Source organism: Enterobacter sp. ENT02, assembly GCF_019219165.1.
In the GTDB taxonomy this organism is placed as follows: domain Bacteria; phylum Pseudomonadota; class Gammaproteobacteria; order Enterobacterales; family Enterobacteriaceae; genus Enterobacter; species Enterobacter mori.
Genome location: NZ_JAHUWD010000003.1, coordinates 431,654 through 452,949 on the forward strand (window position 1 = coordinate 431,654; position 21,296 = coordinate 452,949).

Annotated in this window: 21 protein-coding genes and 1 tRNA gene; 11 read left to right on the top strand and 11 right to left on the bottom strand. The window is 52.5% G+C overall.

Annotation, left to right across the window (positions count from 1 at the left end; genetic code table 11):
• Window positions 1–254 precede the first annotated feature (254 nt).
• Window positions 255–914: a hemolysin III family protein gene (locus KW829_RS13055; RefSeq protein WP_218308369.1), complete on the top strand. Its 660-nt coding sequence runs from the start codon at window positions 255–257 to the stop codon at window positions 912–914.
• 80 nt (window positions 915–994) lie between these two features.
• Here KW829_RS13055 and ygfZ read toward each other — a convergent pair whose 3' ends face one another.
• Window positions 995–1,975, bottom strand: coding sequence for a tRNA-modifying protein YgfZ (gene ygfZ / locus KW829_RS13060; protein WP_214605859.1), 981 nt, complete (start codon window positions 1,973–1,975; stop codon window positions 995–997).
• Window positions 1,976–2,269: 294 nt separating this feature from the next.
• Between ygfZ and sdhE the strand changes: the two genes are divergently transcribed.
• Entirely contained in the window at window positions 2,270–2,536 is a 267-nt protein-coding gene (gene sdhE, locus KW829_RS13065; protein WP_010435322.1) for an FAD assembly factor SdhE, read from the top strand.
• A complete protein-coding gene (locus KW829_RS13070) occupies window positions 2,517–2,927 on the top strand; it encodes a protein YgfX (RefSeq protein WP_218308370.1) in 411 nt (136 codons plus the stop codon). The genes sdhE and KW829_RS13070 overlap by 20 nt, the downstream gene beginning before the upstream one ends.
• Before the next feature lie 7 nt (window positions 2,928–2,934).
• On the opposite strand, the gene fldB is transcribed toward KW829_RS13070, so the two are convergent.
• Window positions 2,935–3,456 carry a flavodoxin FldB gene (gene fldB / locus KW829_RS13075; protein ID WP_042716099.1) on the bottom strand — a complete coding sequence of 174 codons (522 nt, stop codon included), beginning with the start codon at window positions 3,454–3,456 and terminating at the stop codon, window positions 2,935–2,937.
• A 101-nt stretch (window positions 3,457–3,557) separates the two neighbouring features.
• On the opposite strand from fldB, the gene xerD reads away from it, so the two are divergent.
• From xerD to lysS, 5 genes are all read left to right on the top strand, one after another.
• The gene (gene xerD, locus KW829_RS13080) at window positions 3,558–4,454 is read left to right on the top strand and encodes a site-specific tyrosine recombinase XerD (RefSeq protein WP_218308371.1); all 897 of its coding nucleotides are present in this window, start codon (window positions 3,558–3,560) and stop codon (window positions 4,452–4,454) included.
• A gap of 28 nt (window positions 4,455–4,482) precedes the next feature.
• Window positions 4,483–5,196 carry a bifunctional protein-disulfide isomerase/oxidoreductase DsbC gene (dsbC, locus tag KW829_RS13085; protein WP_214605860.1) on the top strand — a complete coding sequence of 238 codons (714 nt, stop codon included), beginning with the start codon at window positions 4,483–4,485 and terminating at the stop codon, window positions 5,194–5,196.
• Between the two features lie 5 nt (window positions 5,197–5,201).
• Complete coding sequence (gene recJ / locus KW829_RS13090) at window positions 5,202–6,935, top strand: single-stranded-DNA-specific exonuclease RecJ (protein WP_010435310.1); 1,734 nt, start codon at window positions 5,202–5,204, stop codon at window positions 6,933–6,935.
• Window positions 6,936–7,024: 89 nt separating this feature from the next.
• Window positions 7,025–8,123, top strand: a protein-coding gene (gene prfB / locus KW829_RS13095; protein ID WP_108416304.1) for a peptide chain release factor 2 whose coding sequence is annotated in 2 segments (ribosomal slippage) — window positions 7,025–7,099 and window positions 7,101–8,123 — 1,098 coding nt in all. Because the reading frame shifts where the segments join, the coding sequence is not laid out codon by codon here.
• A gap of 9 nt (window positions 8,124–8,132) precedes the next feature.
• Window positions 8,133–9,650 (top strand): lysine--tRNA ligase, encoded by a 1,518-nt coding sequence (lysS, locus tag KW829_RS13100; protein WP_010435299.1) that lies wholly within the window; start codon window positions 8,133–8,135, stop codon window positions 9,648–9,650.
• 38 nt (window positions 9,651–9,688) lie between these two features.
• Here the strand turns inward: lysS and idi are convergent, their stop codons facing one another.
• Complete coding sequence (gene idi / locus KW829_RS13105) at window positions 9,689–10,231, bottom strand: isopentenyl-diphosphate Delta-isomerase (protein ID WP_218308372.1); 543 nt, start codon at window positions 10,229–10,231, stop codon at window positions 9,689–9,691.
• Window positions 10,232–10,412: 181 nt separating this feature from the next.
• Here idi and actS point away from each other — a divergent pair, with 181 nt between their 5' ends.
• Window positions 10,413–11,138 (top strand): amidase activator ActS, encoded by a 726-nt coding sequence (gene actS, locus KW829_RS13110; protein ID WP_218308373.1) that lies wholly within the window; start codon window positions 10,413–10,415, stop codon window positions 11,136–11,138.
• A gap of 80 nt (window positions 11,139–11,218) precedes the next feature.
• A tRNA-Gly gene (locus KW829_RS13115) sits at window positions 11,219–11,292 on the top strand.
• Here the strand turns inward: KW829_RS13115 and KW829_RS13120 are convergent.
• The 8 genes from KW829_RS13120 to KW829_RS13155 form a co-directional block, all read right to left on the bottom strand.
• Window positions 11,259–11,888: a Crp/Fnr family transcriptional regulator gene (locus KW829_RS13120; RefSeq protein WP_218308374.1), complete on the bottom strand. Its 630-nt coding sequence runs from the start codon at window positions 11,886–11,888 to the stop codon at window positions 11,259–11,261. The genes KW829_RS13115 and KW829_RS13120 overlap by 34 nt on opposite strands.
• A gap of 107 nt (window positions 11,889–11,995) precedes the next feature.
• Complete coding sequence (locus KW829_RS13125) at window positions 11,996–12,475, bottom strand: hypothetical protein (RefSeq protein WP_218308375.1); 480 nt, start codon at window positions 12,473–12,475, stop codon at window positions 11,996–11,998.
• The gene (locus tag KW829_RS13130; RefSeq protein WP_218308376.1) at window positions 12,472–13,251 is read right to left on the bottom strand and encodes a winged helix-turn-helix domain-containing protein; all 780 of its coding nucleotides are present in this window, start codon (window positions 13,249–13,251) and stop codon (window positions 12,472–12,474) included. The genes KW829_RS13125 and KW829_RS13130 overlap by 4 nt, the downstream gene beginning before the upstream one ends.
• A gap of 16 nt (window positions 13,252–13,267) precedes the next feature.
• A complete protein-coding gene (locus KW829_RS13135) occupies window positions 13,268–14,455 on the bottom strand; it encodes an HD-GYP domain-containing protein (RefSeq protein WP_218308377.1) in 1,188 nt (395 codons plus the stop codon).
• Window positions 14,456–14,509: 54 nt separating this feature from the next.
• Window positions 14,510–15,694: a fimbrial protein gene (locus KW829_RS13140; protein ID WP_218308378.1), complete on the bottom strand. Its 1,185-nt coding sequence runs from the start codon at window positions 15,692–15,694 to the stop codon at window positions 14,510–14,512.
• 12 nt (window positions 15,695–15,706) lie between these two features.
• Window positions 15,707–18,211 (bottom strand): fimbria/pilus outer membrane usher protein, encoded by a 2,505-nt coding sequence (locus KW829_RS13145; protein WP_256350597.1) that lies wholly within the window; start codon window positions 18,209–18,211, stop codon window positions 15,707–15,709.
• Window positions 18,212–18,243: 32 nt separating this feature from the next.
• Window positions 18,244–18,951, bottom strand: a complete 708-nt coding sequence (locus tag KW829_RS13150) for a molecular chaperone (RefSeq protein ID WP_256350598.1) — start codon at window positions 18,949–18,951, stop codon at window positions 18,244–18,246.
• 38 nt (window positions 18,952–18,989) lie between these two features.
• Window positions 18,990–19,550 carry a fimbrial protein gene (locus KW829_RS13155; protein ID WP_029485186.1) on the bottom strand — a complete coding sequence of 187 codons (561 nt, stop codon included), beginning with the start codon at window positions 19,548–19,550 and terminating at the stop codon, window positions 18,990–18,992.
• 550 nt (window positions 19,551–20,100) lie between these two features.
• On the opposite strand from KW829_RS13155, the gene KW829_RS13160 reads away from it, so the two are divergent.
• Window positions 20,101–21,276, top strand: coding sequence for an OmpP1/FadL family transporter (locus tag KW829_RS13160; protein ID WP_172701762.1), 1,176 nt, complete (start codon window positions 20,101–20,103; stop codon window positions 21,274–21,276).
• Window positions 21,277–21,296: the final 20 nt, after the last annotated feature.

Here is a 21,296-nt window from a genome sequence, read left to right on the forward strand (position 1 = left end):
AAAACTCTCATTCAGACAGCATTTTCTCATCATAACATGCCGGCAGACGGCATAACTCAATTTTATACCCTTGATTCTTAATAATTAATTTTAAATGTGAACAAATGTTAGGTGAGTTATTGTTGTATATGTATGATTTATATTGTTATTTTTTATAGTTGAAATTATTTTAGCTAACAGGTGTTCACTGGAATCATTCTCAGTTAGCATAGTCAGGCGATGAATAATCATCTTTTGTTTTCCCGGAGTTAAGTATGGTAAGCAGACCATTAATCGCACAGGGATATTCGCTGGCTGAGGAAGTAGCCAACAGCATAAGCCACGGCATAGGCCTGGTTTTTGGGATTGTCGGTTTAGTATTACTGCTGGTGCAGGCGGTGGACACCAACGCCAGCGCGATGGCCATTACCAGCTACAGCTTGTATGGCGGGAGTATGATCCTGCTCTTCCTGGCCTCGACGCTGTATCACGCTATTCCCCATCACCGGGCTAAGATCTGGCTCAAAAAATTTGACCACTGCGCTATCTATCTTCTTATCGCAGGCACCTACACGCCGTTCTTGCTGGTGGGATTGAACTCGCCGCTGTCGCGTGGCCTGATGATTGTTATCTGGAGCCTGGCGCTGCTGGGGATCCTGTTTAAGCTGACCATCGCACACCGTTTTAAGGTGCTGTCGCTGGTGACCTATCTGACGATGGGCTGGCTGTCGCTGATTGTGGTATATCAACTGGCGATTAAGCTGGCGGTTGGGGGCGTAACGCTTCTGGCGGTGGGCGGTGTGGTCTACTCGCTGGGCGTGATTTTCTACGTCTGCAAGCGCATTCCGTATAACCACGCTATCTGGCACGGCTTTGTGCTGGGCGGCAGCGTGTGCCATTTCCTGGCGATTTATTTGTATGTGGGGCAGGTGTAGTTTTTGCTCCGTGCGGCCTGATGCCCTCACCCCGACCCTCTCCCACAGGGAGAGGGGGAACATCAAAACCGTATAAAGGCTTACTCATCCAGTGAATACGGCAGCGGTTCAATGCTCAACGTATTGGCATCATCGCGCACGCGGAATACGCTGTCGGCTTCCATATCGTTATTCATGACGACCTGCACCAGCAGACGACCATCATCCAGCTGAACGGCGGCGAGTACCGTGCCGGTACGGCGCCAGTTTTCACCCATTTTCAACTCGAGATCTTCACCTGCTTCCGGAACGCGGCTGGCGCGGCCCGCCAGTGTCCACAGGGCGCGTTTGTTGGCACCGCGGAATTTTGCACGTGCCACCATCTCCTGACCGGTGTAACAGCCTTTCTTAAAGCTGATGCCACCCAACGCCTGGATGTTTGTCGCCTGCGGAATAAACTGTGCGCTGTTCACCGCGTCAATGACGGGCAAACCCGCTTCAATGTTCAGCGCCAGCCACTGTTGGCTGTTATTCAACTGCGCTTCACCGCGCAGGGCCTCGGTCACGCGTTCAGCGGTAGCAGCATCCGTCACCAGCAGGAAACGCTCGGCAGGATGCTCAAACCACAAAATAGAGGTTTCACCTTCGCTGACCACCTGTTTTTCCGCATCCGGCAGTTCGCTGAAAAGATTGTTGAGCGCTGCACGCGCCTGGAAACCTGCCACACCCAGCAAAACATGCTCGTCGTCCGGCGCGATGGTGACTTTGGAAAACACCGCATATTTTTTCAGTTCGGTCAGCTGGGCATCACGCAGGCTGCGGCGTTCAATTAAGGCAAACCCATCCTGGCGACGGAACAGGCGCAGATTGCTCCACATTTTTCCTTTTGGATCGCAGTGCGCTGCCAGCAGGTGCTGGTGTTCAGTCAGCTGCGCAACGTCTGCCGTCACCTGCCCCTGCAGGTATTTTTCGGCGTCGGCACCGGTAAGCGTCGCCAGCGCCCAGTCATCAAGAGTCATCAGCGTCAGCGGCAGACGCGCAGAGGCGGCGGGCTGGCGAGGAGTAAATGGAGTAAATGCCATAGTGATATCCTGAATTGCTTAACGCTTTGATAATGCCTAATGGTAAAAGAGACTACAGCCATTGCAAGCGCTTTCAGCACGCCATTCGTGCCATCGTGCGGTTATGCGTAGCGTCACGCAAAATAATGTAATTCACTGTCTTTAGAGTGGTTATTCTGGAATCCGGCTCGGCGATTGCAATATTCCAGTAAAGAAACGGCCAAAAACACGTTACACTAGCAACTGTTCCCGGAAAGAAATAATGAATACCTAACGGGATACCGACTGTGCCAAACGTAATGCAGGAAACAGAACATGGATATTAACAACAAGGCCCGTATTCACTGGGCGTGCCGTCGCGGCATGCGCGAACTTGATATCTCCATCATGCCGTTCTTTGAATATGAGTATGACAGCTTAAGCGATGACGATAAGCGCCTGTTTGTTCGCCTTCTTGAGTCTGACGATCCGGATTTATTCAACTGGCTGATGAATCACGGCAAACCCGCCGACACCGAGTTGCAACGGATGGTGCAATTAATTCAAACACGGAATCGGGAACGTGGTCCTGTGGCAATCTGATCTTCGCGTCTCATGGCGCTCGCAGTGGATGTCATTACTGCTCCACGGCCTGGTTGCGGCCTTTGTTCTACTGATGCCGTGGCCGCTAAGCTATACGCCTCTGTGGTTATTGCTGCTGTCGTTTGTGGTTTTTGATAGCGTGCGCAGCCAGCGCCGGATCAACGCCCGTCAGGGTGAAATCAAACTGCTGATGGATTCCCGTCTGCGCTGGCAGGGGAAAGAGTGGGAGATCGTCGGTACACCGTGGGTGCTCAGCGTTGGCATGATGCTGAGACTGCGTCAGCCTGAAGGTGGTCGTCGCCAGCACCTGTGGCTGGCTGCCGACAGTATGGATGCTGCGGAGTGGCGAGATCTGCGCCGGATGATGTTGCAACAACCGACGCAGGACTAAGTTCGCGTTAGCTGAACTTCTCGGCCATTTCACCCAGAATCTGTTCGCACCAGTTTTCCAGGCGTTCGTCGCTGAGGTCGTACTGGTTGGTTTCATCCAGGGCAAGCCCGACAAACAGCTGGCCATCCGCGATAATCGGTTTTTTGCTGGTGAACTCATAGCCTTCTGTTGGCCAGTAGCCGATAAACGTCGCGCCTTTCGGTGCCAGTTTATCGTGCAGCATGCCGAGCGCATCCAGGAACCACTCGCCATAGCCTAGCTGGTCGCCCATGCCGTACATCGCAATGATTTTGCCGTCGAGGTTGAGCGAATCGAGCTGATCCCAGATGGCTTCCCAGTCTTCCTGTATCTCGCCAAAGTCCCAGGTCGGGATGCCGAGGATCAGCACGTCGTACTGTTCCATCAGCGCGACGGCGTCATCTTTCAGGTTATGCAACGTCACCAGTTCCGGGCCGATGATGTCGCGAATTTTTTCCGCTGCCATTTCGGTATAGCAGGTGCTGGAACCATAGAAAAGACCAATATTCATCGCGTAACGTTCTCAATTCTTACTCTGACTTTGCGCGTAGTGTACCAGAAACCGATGGCAATCAGGCATAATGCCCGGATTGCAGAATCAAAGAGGTTGATGTGGAAAAGGATCTCGCACTCATCGAACAGTTTCTCGATGCGCTGTGGCTGGAGAAAAACCTGGCCGAAAACACGCTCAGTGCCTATCGGCGCGATCTCACCATGCTGGTGGAATGGCTGGCACACCGGGAACTGACGCTTGAGAGTGTCCAACGCGATGACCTGCAGGCGCTGCTGGGTGAGCGGATGGACGGTGGCTACAAGGCCACCAGCTCCGCACGCCTGCTTAGCTCAATGCGTCGTCTGTTCCAGCATCTCTACCGAGAGAAGATCCGGGCGGACGATCCCAGTGCGCTGCTGGCATCGCCTAAACTTCCGCAGCGGCTGCCGAAAGATCTCAGCGAAGCGCAAGTTGAGAGATTATTACAATCACCCGCTGTTGACCTGCCGCTGGAGTTACGCGATAAAGCGATGCTTGAACTATTGTATGCTACCGGCTTGCGCGTTTCGGAACTGGTTGGCCTGACGATGAGCGATATCAGCCTGCGTCAGGGCGTGGTTCGCGTGATAGGTAAAGGGAACAAAGAACGACTCGTCCCGCTGGGTGAAGAGGCGGTGTACTGGCTGGAGACGTATCTGGAGCACGGCAGACCGTGGCTTCTGAATGGCGTTTCTATCGATGTGCTGTTCCCCAGCCAGCGCGCGCAGCAGATGACGCGACAAACCTTCTGGCATCGCATCAAGCATTACGCCACACTGGCAGGCATTGACAGCGAAAAGCTGTCGCCGCACGTTTTGCGTCATGCCTTTGCGACGCATCTGCTAAACCACGGCGCTGATTTGCGCGTGGTGCAGATGCTGTTGGGACACAGCGATCTCTCAACGACGCAGATTTATACCCATGTCGCGACGGAACGCCTGCGGCAGCTACACCAACAGCACCACCCACGCGCGTGAGTGCCGACGAATTGTTACAGGATTAAATATGAAAAAGTCTTTTGCGCTGTTCACCCTGCTGGCAGCCTCATTTACCGGTTTTGCTCATGCTGACGACGCCGCCATCAAACAGTCTCTGACGAAACTGGGTGTCATCAGCAGCGACATTCAGCCCGCGCCCGTTGCGGGAATGAAAACCGTCTTAACCAACAGCGGTGTGCTGTACGTGACCGAAGACGGAAAGCACATCATTCAGGGGCCGATGTATGACGTGAGCGGCGCACAGCCGGTCAACGTGACCAACCAGCTGCTGATGAAAAACCTGAATGCGCTTGAAAAAGAGATGATCGTTTATAAAGCGGCGCAGGAAAAACACGTGATTACCGTCTTCACCGATATCACCTGCGGCTACTGCCACAAGCTGCATGAAGAGATGAAAGACTACAACGCGCTGGGTATTACCGTGCGTTACCTGGCCTTCCCGCGTGCAGGCGTGCAGAGCCAGCCAGAGCAGGACATGAAGGCTATCTGGTGTGCGAAAGACCGCAACAAGGCCTTTGATGATGCCATGAACGGCAAAGGCGTTAAGCCTGCTTCCTGCGACATTGATATCGCAAATCATTATGCGCTGGGCGTGCAGTTTGGCGTGACCGGTACCCCAGCCATCGTGCTGAGCAACGGCTACGTGGTGCCGGGCTATCAGGGACCAAAAGAGATGAAAGAGTTCCTCGACGCGCACCAGAAACAGACTGCGGGTAAATAATCCGCGTGAAAGCTCCGATAAAACTGCGCCGCCGCGAAGCGGCTGACACGGCTGATTTACCTGACGATCTTTCGCCGCTGCTGAAGCGGCTCTATGCCAGCCGCGGTGTGCGAACGGCGGACGATCTTGAGCGTAGCGTCAAAGGTATGCTGCCCTGGCAGCAGCTAAGTGGCGTCGAAAAGGCCACTGAAATGCTCTACAACGCGTTCCGGGAAGGGACGCGGATTGTGGTGGTGGGCGATTTCGATGCCGACGGTGCAACCAGTACCGCACTGAGCGTGCTCAGCCTGCGCGCGCTGGGCTGCGATAACGTCACCTATCTGGTGCCAAACCGCTTTGAAGACGGTTACGGTCTTAGCCCGGAAGTGGTCGATCAGGCTCACGCGCGCGGTGCGCAGATGATCCTGACCGTGGATAACGGGATCTCCTCCCATGCGGGTGTCGATCATGCGCATGCGCTGGGGATCCCGGTGCTGGTTACCGATCACCACCTGCCGGGGGAAACCCTGCCTGCCGCCGAAGCCATCATTAACCCCAATCTGCGCGACTGCGATTTCCCGTCGAAATCCCTGGCCGGTGTCGGCGTGGCGTTTTATCTGATGCTGGCGCTGCGAACGCTGCTGCGCGATAAGGGCTGGTTTGAGTCGCGCGGGATTGCCGTGCCTAACCTGGCCGAATATCTCGACCTGGTGGCGCTGGGTACCGTGGCGGACGTGGTGCCTCTCGATACCAACAACCGTATTTTGACCTGGCAGGGCTTAAGCCGCATCCGGGCGGGCAAGTGTCGTCCGGGGATTAAGGCGCTGCTGGAAATTTCAAACCGCGATCCGCTGAAGCTGGCGGCAAGCGATCTCGGCTTTGCCCTCGGGCCGCGTCTTAACGCCGCCGGAAGGCTGGACGATATGTCCGTCGGCGTCGCGCTGCTGCTGTGCGACAACATCGGCGAGGCGCGCGTGCTGGCGAACGAGCTCGACGCCCTGAACCAGACCCGTAAAGAGATCGAGCAGGGGATGCAGGCCGAAGCGCTGACCCTGTGTGAAAAGCTGGAACGCAGCGGCGATACGCTGCCGGGCGGCCTGGCGATGTACCATCCCGAGTGGCATCAGGGCGTGGTCGGCATCCTGGCGTCGCGCATCAAAGAGCGCTTCCACCGTCCGGTGATTGCGTTTGCCCCTGCGGGCGACGGCACGCTGAAAGGCTCCGGTCGTTCAATTCAGGGGCTGCACATGCGCGATGCGCTGGAGCGTCTGGATACGCTTTACCCGGGTCTGATGATCAAGTTTGGCGGTCACGCGATGGCGGCAGGCCTGTCGCTGGAAGAGGCGAAGTTCGACGAGTTTCAGCGGCTGTTTGGCGAGCTGGTGACAGACTGGATTGACCCTGCACTGTTACAGGGCGAAGTGGTCTCCGACGGCGAGCTTTCACCGGCTGAAATGACCATGGAGGTGGCCCAGATGCTGCGTGACGCGGGGCCGTGGGGGCAGATGTTCCCGGAACCGCTGTTCGATGGCCGTTTCCGCCTGCTGCAACAGCGAATTGTTGGCGAACGCCACCTCAAAGTGATGGTCGAGCCAGCCGCTGGTGGACCGCTGCTGGACGGCATCGCCTTCAACGTTGACACCTCCATTTGGCCGGACAACGGCGTGCGGGAGGTTGAGCTGGCCTATAAGCTTGATATCAACGAGTTTCGTGGTAACCGCTCCCTTCAGATCATCATCGACAATATCTGGCCAATTTAGCGTCAGTAAAGCTACAAAAAAGGGCGTGGATTCGGTACAATCCCGCTCTTATCACCGCATTTTGACAAGCCCATAAAAGAAAACAGACCATGTTTGAAATTAATCCGGTAAAAAACCGCATTCAGGACCTCACGGAGCGCTCTGACGTTCTTAGGGGGTATCTTTGACTACGATGCCAAGAAAGAGCGTCTTGAAGAAGTAAACGCCGAGCTGGAACAGCCGGACGTCTGGAACGAACCTGAACGCGCGCAGGCGCTGGGTAAAGAGCGTTCCTCTCTCGAAGCGATTGTCGATACCCTGGACCAAATGTCTCAGGGGCTGGAAGATGTCTCTGGTCTGTTGGAACTGGCTGTAGAAGCCGACGACGAAGAAACCTTTAACGAAGCCGTGGCAGAACTTGACGTTCTGGAAGAGAAGCTGGCACAGCTCGAATTCCGTCGTATGTTCTCCGGCGAATACGACAGCGCCGACTGCTATCTCGATATTCAGGCCGGTTCTGGCGGTACAGAAGCGCAGGATTGGGCGAGCATGCTGGCGCGTATGTATTTGCGTTGGGCAGAAGCGCGCGGTTTCAAAACCGAAATTATCGAAGAATCTGAAGGTGAAGTCGCGGGTCTGAAATCCATCACCATTAAGATTATTGGTGATTACGCCTACGGCTGGCTGCGTACTGAAACCGGCGTTCATCGCCTGGTACGTAAGAGCCCGTTCGACTCTGGCGGACGCCGTCATACCTCCTTCAGCTCCGCGTTTGTTTACCCGGAAGTGAAAGACGATATCGATATCGAAATCAACCCGGCCGATCTGCGTATTGACGTTTACCGCGCATCCGGTGCGGGTGGTCAGCACGTTAACCGTACGGAATCGGCGGTGCGTATTACCCACATTCCAACCAACACGGTAACGCAGTGCCAGAATGACCGTTCCCAGCATAAGAACAAAGACCAGGCCATGAAGCAGATGAAAGCGAAGCTTTATGAGCTGGAAATGCAGAAGAAAAATGCTGAGAAACAGGCGATGGAAGACAACAAGTCCGACATCGGCTGGGGCAGCCAGATCCGTTCTTACGTCCTTGATGACTCCCGCATCAAAGACCTGCGTACCGGGGTTGAAACCCGTAACACGCAGGCGGTGCTGGACGGCAGCCTGGATCAATTTATCGAAGCAAGTTTGAAAGCAGGGTTATGAGGAACCAACATGTCTGAACAACAAGCACAGGGCGCTGACGCGGTAGTCGATCTTAACAACGAACTGAAAACCCGCCGCGAGAAGCTGGCAGCGCTGCGCGAGCAGGGCGTGCCGTTCCCGAACGATTTTCGTCGTGACCACACCTCAGACCAACTGCACGCAGACTTCGACGGTAAAGAGAACGAAGAGCTGGAAGCGCTGAACATCGAAGTGTCTGTGGCTGGCCGTATGATGACCCGTCGTATTATGGGTAAAGCGTCCTTCGTGACGCTGCAGGACGTTGGCGGCCGTATTCAGCTGTACGTTTCCCGTGACGACCTGCCGGAAGGCATCTACAACGAGCAGTTCAAGAAGTGGGACCTGGGAGATATCCTGGGCGCGAAAGGTAAGCTGTTCAAAACCAAGACCGGTGAACTCTCTATCCACTGCACCGAGCTGCGTCTGCTGACCAAAGCCCTGCGCCCGCTGCCGGACAAATTCCACGGCCTTCAGGATCAGGAAGCGCGCTACCGTCAGCGTTATCTGGACCTCATCTCTAACGATGAATCCCGCAAGACCTTCAAAATTCGCTCTCAGATCATGGCCGGTATCCGCCAGTTCATGGTCAACCGCGATTTTATGGAAGTAGAAACCCCGATGATGCAGGTGATCCCTGGCGGTGCGTCTGCGCGTCCGTTCATCACCCATCACAACGCCCTGGACCTGGACATGTACCTGCGTATCGCGCCGGAACTGTACCTGAAGCGTCTGGTGGTCGGTGGCTTCGACCGCGTGTTCGAAATCAACCGTAACTTCCGTAACGAAGGCATCTCCGTGCGTCATAACCCAGAGTTCACCATGATGGAACTCTATATGGCGTATGCGGATTACAAAGATCTGATTGAGCTGACCGAATCCCTGTTCCGTACTCTGGCGCAGGACATTCTGGGCACCACCGAAGTGCCTTACGGTGAAGAAGTCTTCGACTTCGGCAAACCGTTCGTCAAGCTGACCATGCGCGAAGCGATCAAGAAATACCGTCCGGAAACCGAGATGGCCGATCTGGATAACTTCGACTCAGCGAAAGCCATCGCGGAAAGCATCGGTATCAAGGTTGAGAAGAGCTGGGGTCTGGGCCGTATCGTGACCGAGATCTTCGAAGAAGTGGCCGAAGCGCACCTTATTCAGCCGACCTTCATCACCGAATACCCGGCAGAAGTCTCTCCGCTGGCGCGTCGTAATGACGTGAACCCGGAAATCACCGATCGCTTCGAATTCTTCATCGGTGGCCGCGAAATCGGCAACGGCTTTAGCGAGCTGAACGATGCAGAAGATCAGGCGCAGCGTTTCCAGGACCAGGTCGATGCGAAAGCGGCAGGCGACGACGAAGCGATGTTCTTCGACGAAGACTACGTGACCGCGCTGGAGCACGGCCTGCCACCAACGGCGGGTCTGGGGATTGGTATCGACCGTATGGTGATGCTGTTCACCAACAGCCATACCATCCGTGACGTGATCCTGTTCCCGGCGATGCGCCCGGTGAAATAAGACGTTAAGATGTAAAAAAAGCCCCGAAAGGGGCTTTTTTATTGCGCCGCGAAGGCTTTGAGTTTTTCGCGGGCGGTTGTCGCTTCCATGATCATCCACGGGCTAAAGGCCCAGGGCGTCGCGTCCAGCGCGCGGAATAATGTGTCCAGCTCAACCCACTGATAGTCCATCACTTCATCTTCGTTTATCGTCACGTCATTGGTGATGCGGGCAGCGAATACCGGGCAAATTTCATTTTCCACGATCCCGGACGGGTCGGCTTCCCGATAGCGAAAATCAGGGGCGACGGCGGTGATATCGGCCAGTTCTGCGCCCACTTCAAAGCGGCAGCGGCGGATTATTGCCTGTTCCATCTCTTCGCCTGACTGAGGGTGGCCGCAGACCGAGTTGGTCCAGACGCCGGGCCAGGCTTTTTTGCTTAAGGCGCGTCGGGTAACCAGACATTCGCCGCGGGCATTAAAAAGCCAGGAGGAGAAGGCCAGATGCAGCGGGGTATGCGAGGTGTGCGCGGCATATTTTTCCTGAGTGCCAATCACCTTTCCCTGGTCATTTACCAAAATAACGTGTTCTTGAATACTCATTGATGCTCCAGTGCCAGAATGCCGAGTGGTTCAGCACCATCAGCCGGATCATTATACGGCATTCTTATACGAACGGTTTGGCACCCGGAGCGGAAAAGGGCATGACCCCTGTTCGTTTTGGCTGCTATCATAGTGCGCCATTTACGCTGACCGAGGATCTGTTTTGTTTGCAGGAAGCCTGATGAGAAACCCCATTACTGCCATTTTTTGCCTGACGCTGACGCTACTTCTGGCGGGATGCTCGGGAAGCAAATCGTCGGATATGGGCAGCTATTCCGGTGCAGTCTATACCGTTAAGCGCGGGGATACCCTGTATCGCATTTCACGTGCAACGGGAACCAGCGTCAAGGATCTCGCGCGTCTGAATAACATCTCTCCCCCCTATACCATTGAGGTGGGGCAGAAACTGAAGGTCAATGGCGGCTCCTCTTCAGCCAAAAAATCCTCATCAAAAGGCAAAACGGCCAAAGTGACGCCGTCGTACCAGGTGCCGAAGTCTTCCTGGCCGCCGGTCGGGCAGCGCTGCTGGATTTGGCCCGCCAGCGGTAAAGTTGTGGTACCTTATTCACTTTCTGAGGGCGGTAACAAAGGCATTGATATTGCTGCTGCGCGCGGCACGCCGGTCTACGCCTCCGGCGCCGGGAAGGTGGTCTACGTCGGCAACCAGCTGCGTGGATACGGGAATTTGATCATGATTAAGCACGGCGAAGATTACATCACCGCTTATGCGCATAACGACACGATGCTGGTCAATAACGGACAAAACGTGAAGGCGGGGCAGAAGATAGCCACCATGGGCAATACCGGGACGGACTCGGTGAAGCTGCATTTCCAGATCCGCTATAAGGCGACGGCTATCGATCCGCAGCGTTATCTCCCGGCGCAGGGCAGCAAACCGAAGTGCTAAGTGGTCATTTAATCGCCACTTGGTGATGCTGACACTTGTATGAAAAAGCGTAAGGTCTATAATGCCTTACGCACCTCAAAGCGGGCGTAGTTCAATGGTAGAACGAGAGCTTCCCAAGCTCTATACGAGGGTTCGATTCCCTTCGCCCGCTCCAGTCCCTGCTTCATCATCCGGTCCATCAAGCACGACAATCTCTTTTTTATTGATCGACAGTTTACGCTGCGCCGCCAGCGTATCGAATGCGCGAGACAGGGTTGATTGAGAAATGCCGAGCAGCTGCGCCAGCTCTTTTTTGCTGAGCGGCAGTTCAAGAACGTTATGCTCGAAGCCATACTCCCTGTTGATATCCACCATAAGTTGAATAAATCCACGCACTTTTTGCACGCCGTCATGATTCACCAGGACGCTGATAAACTGCTGTTTTTCCCTCGCGGAGCGGGAGAGGATAGCAATGATAAAATGGGTGAAGCTGCTGGTTATCTGGCTCAGGTGATAGAAATGGGTATTTTGTAACTCACAAATTTCTACCTCGGTGGCCGCCTGCACGCTGTACTGATAATGCTCGCTAAAGAGCTCCTCTGCCCCGATAACCTGACCGGGGAAGACAATTCCCTGAAGCGTTTGCTGAGCATCATAAATCTTCGCCACCCCACGCCTGAGCGCATACAATGCTTTTACTGTCGTTCCGTGCTGGTAGATAAATTCATTTTTAGCAATATGTTTTTTACGCGCGAAATCTTTAATAAACATGGGTTCCTGATGGTCGAAAAGATACGACTGGCATACCTCAGCAAACCCACATTTTGCACAGCTGACACAATTATTCTTCTTCATAACATCGGGTTCTTACCAAAACGTCAGGACTGTATAACGCAATTCATCAACGGTGAAAGTGAATTTCCAATCGTAATAAAGTTATTATCATGCTTGTGCAGATACATAGAATATTCGCCGGTAAGAAATAATATCTTAATGGCAAGAGGCGAGATGGCTGCCGGGACATTGTCATGCGCCATGGGTTCGTGCGAAATTATTTTTATTCTGTAGGCGTTATTTTTAATATTGACATAGTTAAACTTTACATAGCGCGAGAACGTGTAGTTTTGTCCCTGATAGGAAACGTCACCGGATAAATTAAATTGTCCGGTTTTGTTCTTTGAAAATTCAAAGAATATGTTTCCTTTGAAATTGAAAGCCTTTTCATTTGTGTTATCGGTATAGGTAAAATTGGCAAAGCACCTATCGTCGATATACGCCGAGGTGCGGTTAACCATTCCCCAGATAAGCGCACCTGTCAGGATCAGGACAGTCGCAGAAAGCGTTAGCGCAATCTTCATTTCATTTTCCAGTTAAAGGCGTAGTGATTTTCACAGTACGCTAGCGTTTCGTTTTCAGGATCTAAAGGACAAAAAGAGTAAAAAATGCGTCCGCTGCTGCCATAAAACACGCTGGGCTGAACGTTTACCGTTAACAGTGCTAAATGGTTTGCACATTTTTCTGCAAGCTGTGGCTGTGCCGACAGCAATACCTCATGTAACCGATGCCGTTCATCGGCAGAAAGATGTTCATAGGTGGTGAGGGTACATTTTTCGAGCTTGCCTATCTCATTGACTCTGGAATAGCGTTCATTGGCTTTTGGCTGACTCCAGACCCATAAATTGGCCGCAATCAGCGCCAAAATAAGAAGCGCCGGGATGCTGTATTTAAGCGGCAACGACGGTATTTTCTTCTTTGCCGCAACGTTATCATTCCCGGGCGCTGGTGCACAGGGCTCATCCAGAAGCTGTACGTCAATATCGGCGGAAAAGTAAAACCCGACTTTTGGGACAACGATGATCGACTCTTCAATATCGGTCAGTGAGGTTAACGTCTTGCGTAAAATACTAATATATTGGTTGAGCGAAGAGCTAGACCCGGTATGCCCTGCGGATTCCCAAACGTGTTCCAGCAGATATTGACGCTCAAGCACTGTGCCCGGCGAAGCAATAAGCAGCGACAGAATACGGTTGGCCGTATTCGTCAGTTTTTGAGCCTCAAGGCGCTCTGCCCCGGGAAGAGTGAATTCCCCGCTCTCTGTATCGTAAATAACTTTGCTGGCAATCAAATATTTCATTAGCTGTTCTTTGGCGTTAACACATCGCGACAAGCGCTTTTACACTGCCAATATTATGGTCCAGCAATGTTACGATGTCCCTGTCCAGTCTGTAATTTCTTGCTTCTTCGTGGAGTATAGCCATCGCCTTAGCGCTCTCCATCCCTTGTCTGTAGGGACGGTTTTCCGTCATGGCAGTAAACACATCCGCCACCGCAAGGATGCGAGACGGAATATCAAGTGAGGCGGCGCCTAACCTGAACGGATATCCACTGCCATCCAGCCGCTCGTGATGGTTGGCGGCCCAACGGATAATATCCCCCAGTTCAGAGATAGGATGCAGCATCACCAGCGTTTTGTAGCTGTGCTGCTTCATCGTGGCGTACTCAAAGGATTCGAGTTTGCCATGCTTTTCCAGGATATGGAGCGGCGTAAAGAGCTTGCCGATATCATGCAGATAGCCTGCAATACAGATCTTTTCTTGCATATCGACATCATAACCGTAGAGTTCAGCCAGGCGGGCCGCAACATGCGCTACGCTGGCGCTATGGGTGCGGGTGAAGCTGCTGTACTTATCGACGATTTTTGAGATGAGCTGGCACACTTCGAGAAAATCATGATGGTCGAGCATGTGGTCGTGCAGCGGGCTGATGGCGTTCAACACCTGGGAAAGCGAAGGATTGCCGAGGCGAAACCAAAAGCCATCCTGACGGGTAGATTCTCGCAGCGCCTGCTCCAGAGGGGCGGGCCACTGAATGGGGTGGGCAAAGAAATCCGAAATGACCCTTTCGCGTTGGGTAATAAAATCCCCGTCAATCCCGCGTAAATAGAGCTCAAAGGTATCCGCCATATTAACCAAATGATGTACCACAGGAAGATCGTCCGATCCCGAGGAAGACCATGCGGTATGATGGTTCTCAAGGATCGGCGTGACGGGTTGCAGGAAACGGATCCCCGCCGTCATTGAACCCGCCAGCTGTTCGTGCCCATCAAGAAACCCTTCGCTGCCGGGAGAAAGGTGTTCACGGTCTTTACTCAGCGTACCAATGTCGTGCAGCATGCCAGCCAGAAAAGCGTTGCCGATCCCGGTTTTATCCAGCCCAATGCGCTGGCTTAAATACCAGGTGATGATGGCCGTGCGTTGTAAATGATTAACCAGATCGGCAGAGACCGGATGAATAATGTTATGTAATAAGTTAAGCACGGTTTGAACAGATATTTTCATGGCGTTTAATTGGCAGAGGTCTTAAAAAAGAAAGTCATTATCTACGTAAGTGAATTAGTCATAGCCGAACATGATTTGTGCGGTTGCGACCACCGTGCCGGTCGATAAGGCCGAGGTGTCATACACTCTGTAGTAAGCATGCAGAAGAATGTATTGCGTATCCTGAATGTCATCGTCCTTAACAATATCAAGGATCTGAGTGGCATTTCCCATGCTTGTGCTGCTGGAGAGTTTGACCTCTTCGAAATCCCCCATAAAAGATCGACTACGAATAGCAATACCGACCCCGCCCGCGGTTGTTTCATCATTTACCATCGTTTGCGAACTGCCGTCCGTAGTGATCACATCATTACTGGAAAGCCAGGCCTTAATATTCCGCGTAGATGTTTTTATGCCGGCAAGGTTTCCGCATTTGATGGGAATGGTGAAATCCGCCCCATTCGTTCTGCCGTACGTTTTAAGTTCTTTCAGCGGCGCAGGCGGAAGTTTTACCGTCATGTCACGCGTCATATTGCAGGTGGTTTCTTTCGGCTCGAATTGAATGGTCATTTTCTCGTACGCGAGGAAATAATCGGTATCCCAGCTCTTGCGCGCGGTATCTGACATCATGTTATTCCATGCCCTTGTCGCATACGTTTTAGAGGAGAGCAGGGGCGAGTCGGATCCCGAGCCGGTACCACTCATCACGGCAGGAATGACGCTCAGCGCACCGCTGGTGGTGGTTTTGGTATAGGTCGACACCCCAACAGGCGCCGAGGAAAGTAACTCTGCTCGCAAGGTATATTGCGTCTGGTAGGAGAGCGAGTGTATCCCCACAATACCGCTCACCGTGACTTTACTGCTGCCGGTTATTTCAGAGGTCACCTTAATCCAGTAACTGTTTTCACCATCAGCACTGTTAAAATTCAAATACACCGGGTTGTTATTAAACCCAGTGAAATAGTAGAGGTGATCCTGAAATACTCCCCCAATACCCACGTTGCCATAGGTACAGGTCATACTCCCCGACCAGCTGGTGGTATATGTCTTTTCAACCACCGTCGAGGTGATAAATGCAGACGATAAATTAAGCGATTTATCCGCTTCCGCCACGCTTTTAAATATAATGCCGCTATTACGGCAGGTATCCCCCGTCACGCCTCGGGCCTGTGGTGCCGCCTGGGCTGAAAAGCCAGGGATCGTTATCAGGCTGAATACGGCAAAGATGAAAAATAAAGATTTTCTCATGATCGATTTCATACTCGTGGTCGATTACCGGCAGATATTGACGGCATGCTCTGTCGGCTGCGTAATAACACAGGATTTTTTGATTTTGCCTTTACTGGTATTAATGCGAATTGCCTCTGGCTGTGCGTCAGACTTCACAAAGATTTGGCTCCCCTGGGCGACGTAACCCAGTTCCTGATGATGGCTATCTGAAACCAATGCGCCGAAGGGGAGTTGATTGCCCTCGCTGTCCAGCACGTCGAAGGTATAAACCTTGCGCGTATCGGTCTTGTACTTCAGATACGTTATGCTGCCTTCGTAAGGGGCAATATTGAGTAAATTCCCCTGTAAATCGACGTCGCTGCTTTTTGAACCATCCTGTTCCAGATGGAAGTTATTCAGCCGGTAAGGCGTTGCGCTGGCGATAAGGGCAATACCGTTGCGATTCGTGCGCGTAGAGGTATCCCCATTGACCACGGCGTTTTCGACGCCAGGGGCCTCAAGAATGACAAAGTTTCGGCCATTGTTTGGTGAGGTGATGACCCCACCGCGCCACGCGAGAATATTGCCGCTTGCGCCGAGGCTGGCCTGACGATACTCGCGCGAAAGCGTCAGCCCGCTGTTCAGGCTGGTGACGCTGTTTTTCCAGTTGGTATAGAGATCGGCGGAGCGGGAATTACCCTCACTGTCATGCGCCAGCATAAGGCTGTAATCGACATCCTGGGCGCTGCCGCTCATGCTTATATCTGATGAAGCGTATTTCCCCTGCTGAACCGTCGCATGCGAAGCAACACTTCCCGGACTGCCGAAGAGTGACATCGGAACATTGACGGAGAAATAAAGATTATTTTCCGTCTTCCCACGGGTGCGCAGCGACGTAACAACATCACCTTCGTAATCTGTTTCATAGTTGTAGTACGACTGAGTGACTTCAGAGCGGCGCAGTGATACCGCATAATTCACGCTGTTATACGCGTTGCTCCAGGTCAGATTATACTGGCGGCTGGTCTTTTGGCCGCGCCAGTAATCGCGCCAGTACGCCGTCAGGGAAAGTCGACCAAACCCATCGCCCAGCGGCTGGTTGAGGTTGGCGCTAAACGCCTGCTTGCTGTTGATGGTTGACGTGCCGGTGCCGCCATAATCCTGAATATTAGACTTCGCCAACACATAATCGTTGAACGATGCGTAATCCTGCGTGCGATAGTAATACGATGCCAGCGTCAGGTTAGTTTGCGTCGGGAAGGATTTACTCCATGAGAGCGCGTATTTTTCTCCCCGGCGTCGATTATCGCCCGGCAAGCGATACTGCGCTTGTTCAAGCGACGCTGATAGCGATCCCGCATAGGGAACAGAAAGAGCACCGCCGAGCAGAAAGGAGAAATAGTCCGCGCTCCAGATGCTCCCGGCGGTGGCCGTCACATAGTTATTAATACCGCGAGAGTAGCTGAACTGCGCAAACTGGCTGTGGTCATTGATGCCGCGCATGTCCACCTCACCGACGTTAAACTGGTAGTCGCTGGTACCGGGACGCAGCATGTCCGGGATAGACGAAAAGGGAACCGCAAAGCGCTCTATCGTTCCGCCGCTGTTCTTTACCTCAACAGAGAGATCCCCACGCGAGCCGGTGGGCATTAAATCGCGGATCGCAAAGGGCCCGGCAGGGACGGTAATCTGATGAATGATATGTCCATCCTGGTAAACGCTGACCACGGCCGAACTGGTGGCAATTCCGCTGATGACCGGCATATACACCCGTTCGCTGTCCGGCAGCATCTGACGGCTTTTATTCAGCGTCAGGCCGCGAAAACGAATCGTGTCAAAATAATCGGACGTGGTGTAGGTACGCCCCACGCGCATTAATGCCTCAATACCGACAATCGGTTTTTCAAGATAGCGTGTGGTGTTAATCCAATACCCTTTACCCATATTGCTGTAGCGCATCCACGTCGAGTTATCGAGGAGATGCCAGCCAGACATATTCAAACCGCTGTTTAGCGATAAATAGATATTATCGCTGTTGGTATACCCTTCACGCAGGCCATAAAAGTTGTAATAGTTGAGGTTGTAGTTGGTAAATACCCCATTAATCCCCTGGTCCCATTTTTGTGGGGCCACCCAGTTCTGCTTTTCGGTCACCACAAAGGCCTGGGGGACTTCTAAATCCAGACGCAATTCTCCTGGCGTCAGCGTGCTTTTTCCGCCGTGTAGCAGGGTACTGATGTCGATTTGCCCGTTTGATTTATTCGCGACGAGATCGTCGAGATCGCGAATACCCAGTAGTGGCACATCATCTTTCGGAACAAGCACCGTCCCTTTACCGTCATTGGCAATCGTCATGTCGAATTTCCCGCGCCAGGCGTTATTCACATATACGTCGAGATCGTACGCGCCCGGTGTCATGACCAGTTTTGAATTGCTCCAGTCCATATCGGCTGAATTACCGACCAGCAGGCTGCTATTAAATGTCTCACCGCTCGCCCCAAAGGAACATAAGGCGAGGCTGACGGAGTGAACCAACAGGCTTTTACGAAACAGGGATCTGTTCTTCATCAGAATTGAACCAGGCATAGCCATAAAAATAATCAGTGAAGGGTGCTGAATCTTTTGGCGCCGTAATCATCAAGCCATGTAATACGATACTGAGAACCGGCCTGGATTTTGTTGGAAACCAGTGCGCAACCGTAAGGCGGAATAAAAGCGGTATCGCTCAGCAAATTATCGTCTCGATTCTGCTTCAATTTTCCGCCCTGCCAGGTCACAACCTGTGGAATGGTTAAATAGTAAGGGGAACCGTTTTTGAGACAGGTTTGACTTCCTGAGGTGGAAATAGTGACCTTTTCGACAATTTTATTGTCCAGTTCCTGCAACGAAGCGGGGCGATAAAACAGCTTAATGCGATTGCGAATCGCCACCTGGAGATAATTATCGTTGCTGCCTTCCGGCGTTGGCGGAACATCCAGCACGTTTAACCAAAATACGCTTTCTCTGTCTGAGGGCAGAGAGGAGGTGTTAGTCGCGGCGATTTTCAGCGTTTGACCACTGTGGCCATCCATTTTGACAACCGGCGGCATGACGGAAAAGGGAACTTTAATCTTTTCCGGGGCAGCTGAAGCGTCACCTTGATCAAGCCAGGACTGTACCAGGTGAGTTTTATCGCTCTCATTCACTAATTGCACGGTAACGAATTTTGCTTCGCTGGAATAAATCACGCGCGTCTGGTTTATTACCACGCTGGCCTGAGCCGCGTGTGAAGCGAACGCAACGAAGAGAAAGAAAATATGTTTTTTCATGGTCATTAAAAACCGGGGATTGCTCCCCGGTTGGGCTATTAATCGTAGCTAAAGGAGTAAGTTGCGTCGGTAACGACTTTACCGGTCGTCACGGCAGAACCGCCGAAGTTGTAGTAATTCGCGTGCATGGTCAGCGTAACGCCGTCGGTACCGGAAACATCATCAGAAGTCAGACCGGTGTTGAACGCGGTGTCGAACGGAACGGCGGTGGTGCCATCCTTGGTCAGGGTAATACCGACCCCTTCAGCGCCGCTTTCGCTGTAGTTCTTCAGGTATTTACCGTCATCAGACAGGTTGCTGCTTGAGAAAGTGATTTTCAGCGTTTTGGTTGCGGTGTCGGCGGCAGTGCAATTTTTCAGACTCATGGTGAAGTCTTTATTATTGGCGCTGACAACGCCGGTACTGGTACCCATATCGGTCAGTGAAATAGGCGCCAGGTTCACCGTAAAATCGGAACCATTGTTGGTGGTCACGTCACAGGTTGTATCGGATACAGAACCATTGAAGGTGATTGTGCCACCCGCAACGCCGGTGCTTTCCGCTGCCATTGCCGCGCCCGAAAACATCATAGCGACTGCGATAACTGTTTTATTGAACATGCTTTTATTTCCCGTTTTCATCATCATTTTTGTCTCCCAGGCGGTTGAGCGCTGTGTTGCAGAACAACGTACCGCACCCCTTGCCTTTGGTTGGAATATAAGACCATTCTTGGTTGTTTTGGTAAACGTAAATATCGTTTAAATGATTTTTTTAAACTTAAATATCCAGATTTAAGTTTATGTATAGATTTATATGCTGCTTGGTTGTGTTGGCGCAGTGGCAGGGAGAGAGGAATGGCTATTTAAAATTATCGTCAAAATCGTCATTTGACGGAATTTACGCGTGCGATGGAGGGATAATTGAACATGCCGTTAAATAATTTAGTGCTTAATATTAATATTTTTAACATTGGATATACATTCATTGCCGTGCGCGCGTGGGTAAAGTGGGTAGAAAAAAACGCGAATTGCGGACATGGCATCCAAATTCACATGCTCACTTTCTGCTACAGGCGTGCGGGAATATTTAAAATTAAACACCCTTTCTTTTTACCCTTGTTGTTTCTGTTGATATACCTGTCGGCAAATTCGTTATTCACCAGGCTGACAGATGAAAACACGACTCCTTCTGTGCTCGGGCTTATTGGCAACATCCTGCGCCCATGCTAGTGCCCTCTATTTTTATGAAGCAGGCACCGAAGATACCGCACTTGCTGGCGCAGGGCAGGCAGCGCGCGCGCAGGATGCTTCAACAATAATGACCAACCCGGCAGGCATGACGCGATTACCCGATCGTATTATCACCGGTGGGTTACAGGTGATGGACGGCTCCATCGACTACCAGCTGAATAACGATGCGCAGAGAAGCCCCGGCGATGTGATGAAAACCGTTCCCAATGCCAGTGCCTTCTATAGCCAGAAAATGACCGACGATCTTTATGCCGGTATTGGGCTTTACGGCAATTATGGCCTGGGGATCGATTACGGTAACTGGGCGGGCGACCGGCTGATCAAAAAGAGCACCATGGTAGCCATGACGCTCAGTCCGTCCGTGGCGTACAAACTTAACGATCGCCTCTCAATAGGGGCTTCCGCCAACGTTAACTACGGCTATTTTTCATTGACCCGCAATGTGAATGACGACGACCGCCAGCAGCATGACCATGACTGGGCGATGAGCTATCGCCTGGGGCTGTTGATGCAGCTGACCGAACAGACGCGAGCCGGTATCACCTGGAACAGCAAGACGGACTATCACTACAGTATCGACGGCAAAGCACGCTTAGCGAGTGGCACATACGAGCTCCCGGTGACGGCACAGGTCAGTGCGCCGCAGCAAATTATGCTCAGCGTTGTGCGCGATGTTAACCAGCAATGGTCGGTGATGGGCGATCTCGGTTGGCAGGACTGGAGCCAGTTCGGTGCGCCACAAATCACGGTGAGCGGGCAGACGCTTAACAACGTCAGCCGCATGAAAGATACCTGGCATGGTGCGCTCGGCGTGCAGTATCGCCCAACAGAACAGTGGCGGTTGAATGCCGGTGTCGCCTTTGATAGCTCGCCGTACCACAGCCAGAGTGATGTGGCGATGACGTTACCGACCGGCGACGAATGGCGGTTCGGTACAGGCGCGCAGTATCAGATCACGCCAGCCAGCAATATTGGTGTTGCCGTCGAGTATCTTCACATGCAGTCATCGCATGTGAAATCACCCGCTGTCTTTGCGGGAAGCTATGATAACCCCCATCTTTGGTTTGCCAGCGTAAACTATAGCTATCAGTTTTAATTCGGTAACTGTTTAAATTA

Excerpts from the sequence above, each read along its gene's own strand:
- KW829_RS13130 (WP_218308376.1), bottom strand. The coding sequence starts at position 13,251 with ATGAAATATTTGATTGCCAGCAAAGTTATTTACGATACAGAGAGCGGG.
- idi (WP_218308372.1), bottom strand. The coding sequence starts at position 10,231 with ATGAGTATTCAAGAACACGTTATTTTGGTAAATGACCAGGGAAAGGTG.
- KW829_RS13140 (WP_218308378.1), bottom strand. The coding sequence starts at position 15,694 with ATGAAATCGATCATGAGAAAATCTTTATTTTTCATCTTTGCCGTATTC.
- dsbC (WP_214605860.1), top strand. The coding sequence starts at position 4,483 with ATGAAAAAGTCTTTTGCGCTGTTCACCCTGCTGGCAGCCTCATTTACC.
- KW829_RS13120 (WP_218308374.1), bottom strand. The coding sequence starts at position 11,888 with ATGTTTATTAAAGATTTCGCGCGTAAAAAACATATTGCTAAAAATGAA.
- KW829_RS13155 (WP_029485186.1), bottom strand. The coding sequence starts at position 19,550 with ATGTTCAATAAAACAGTTATCGCAGTCGCTATGATGTTTTCGGGCGCG.
- lysS (WP_010435299.1), top strand. The coding sequence starts at position 8,133 with ATGTCTGAACAACAAGCACAGGGCGCTGACGCGGTAGTCGATCTTAAC.
- KW829_RS13135 (WP_218308377.1), bottom strand. The coding sequence starts at position 14,455 with ATGAAAATATCTGTTCAAACCGTGCTTAACTTATTACATAACATTATT.
- sdhE (WP_010435322.1), top strand. The coding sequence starts at position 2,270 with ATGGATATTAACAACAAGGCCCGTATTCACTGGGCGTGCCGTCGCGGC.
- KW829_RS13150 (WP_256350598.1), bottom strand. The coding sequence starts at position 18,951 with ATGAAAAAACATATTTTCTTTCTCTTCGTTGCGTTCGCTTCACACGCG.
- ygfZ (WP_214605859.1), bottom strand. The coding sequence starts at position 1,975 with ATGGCATTTACTCCATTTACTCCTCGCCAGCCCGCCGCCTCTGCGCGT.
- KW829_RS13055 (WP_218308369.1), top strand. The coding sequence starts at position 255 with ATGGTAAGCAGACCATTAATCGCACAGGGATATTCGCTGGCTGAGGAA.
- KW829_RS13160 (WP_172701762.1), top strand. The coding sequence starts at position 20,101 with ATGAAAACACGACTCCTTCTGTGCTCGGGCTTATTGGCAACATCCTGC.
- actS (WP_218308373.1), top strand. The coding sequence starts at position 10,413 with ATGAGAAACCCCATTACTGCCATTTTTTGCCTGACGCTGACGCTACTT.
- KW829_RS13145 (WP_256350597.1), bottom strand. The coding sequence starts at position 18,211 with ATGAAGAACAGATCCCTGTTTCGTAAAAGCCTGTTGGTTCACTCCGTC.
- KW829_RS13125 (WP_218308375.1), bottom strand. The coding sequence starts at position 12,475 with ATGAAGATTGCGCTAACGCTTTCTGCGACTGTCCTGATCCTGACAGGT.
- fldB (WP_042716099.1), bottom strand. The coding sequence starts at position 3,456 with ATGAATATTGGTCTTTTCTATGGTTCCAGCACCTGCTATACCGAAATG.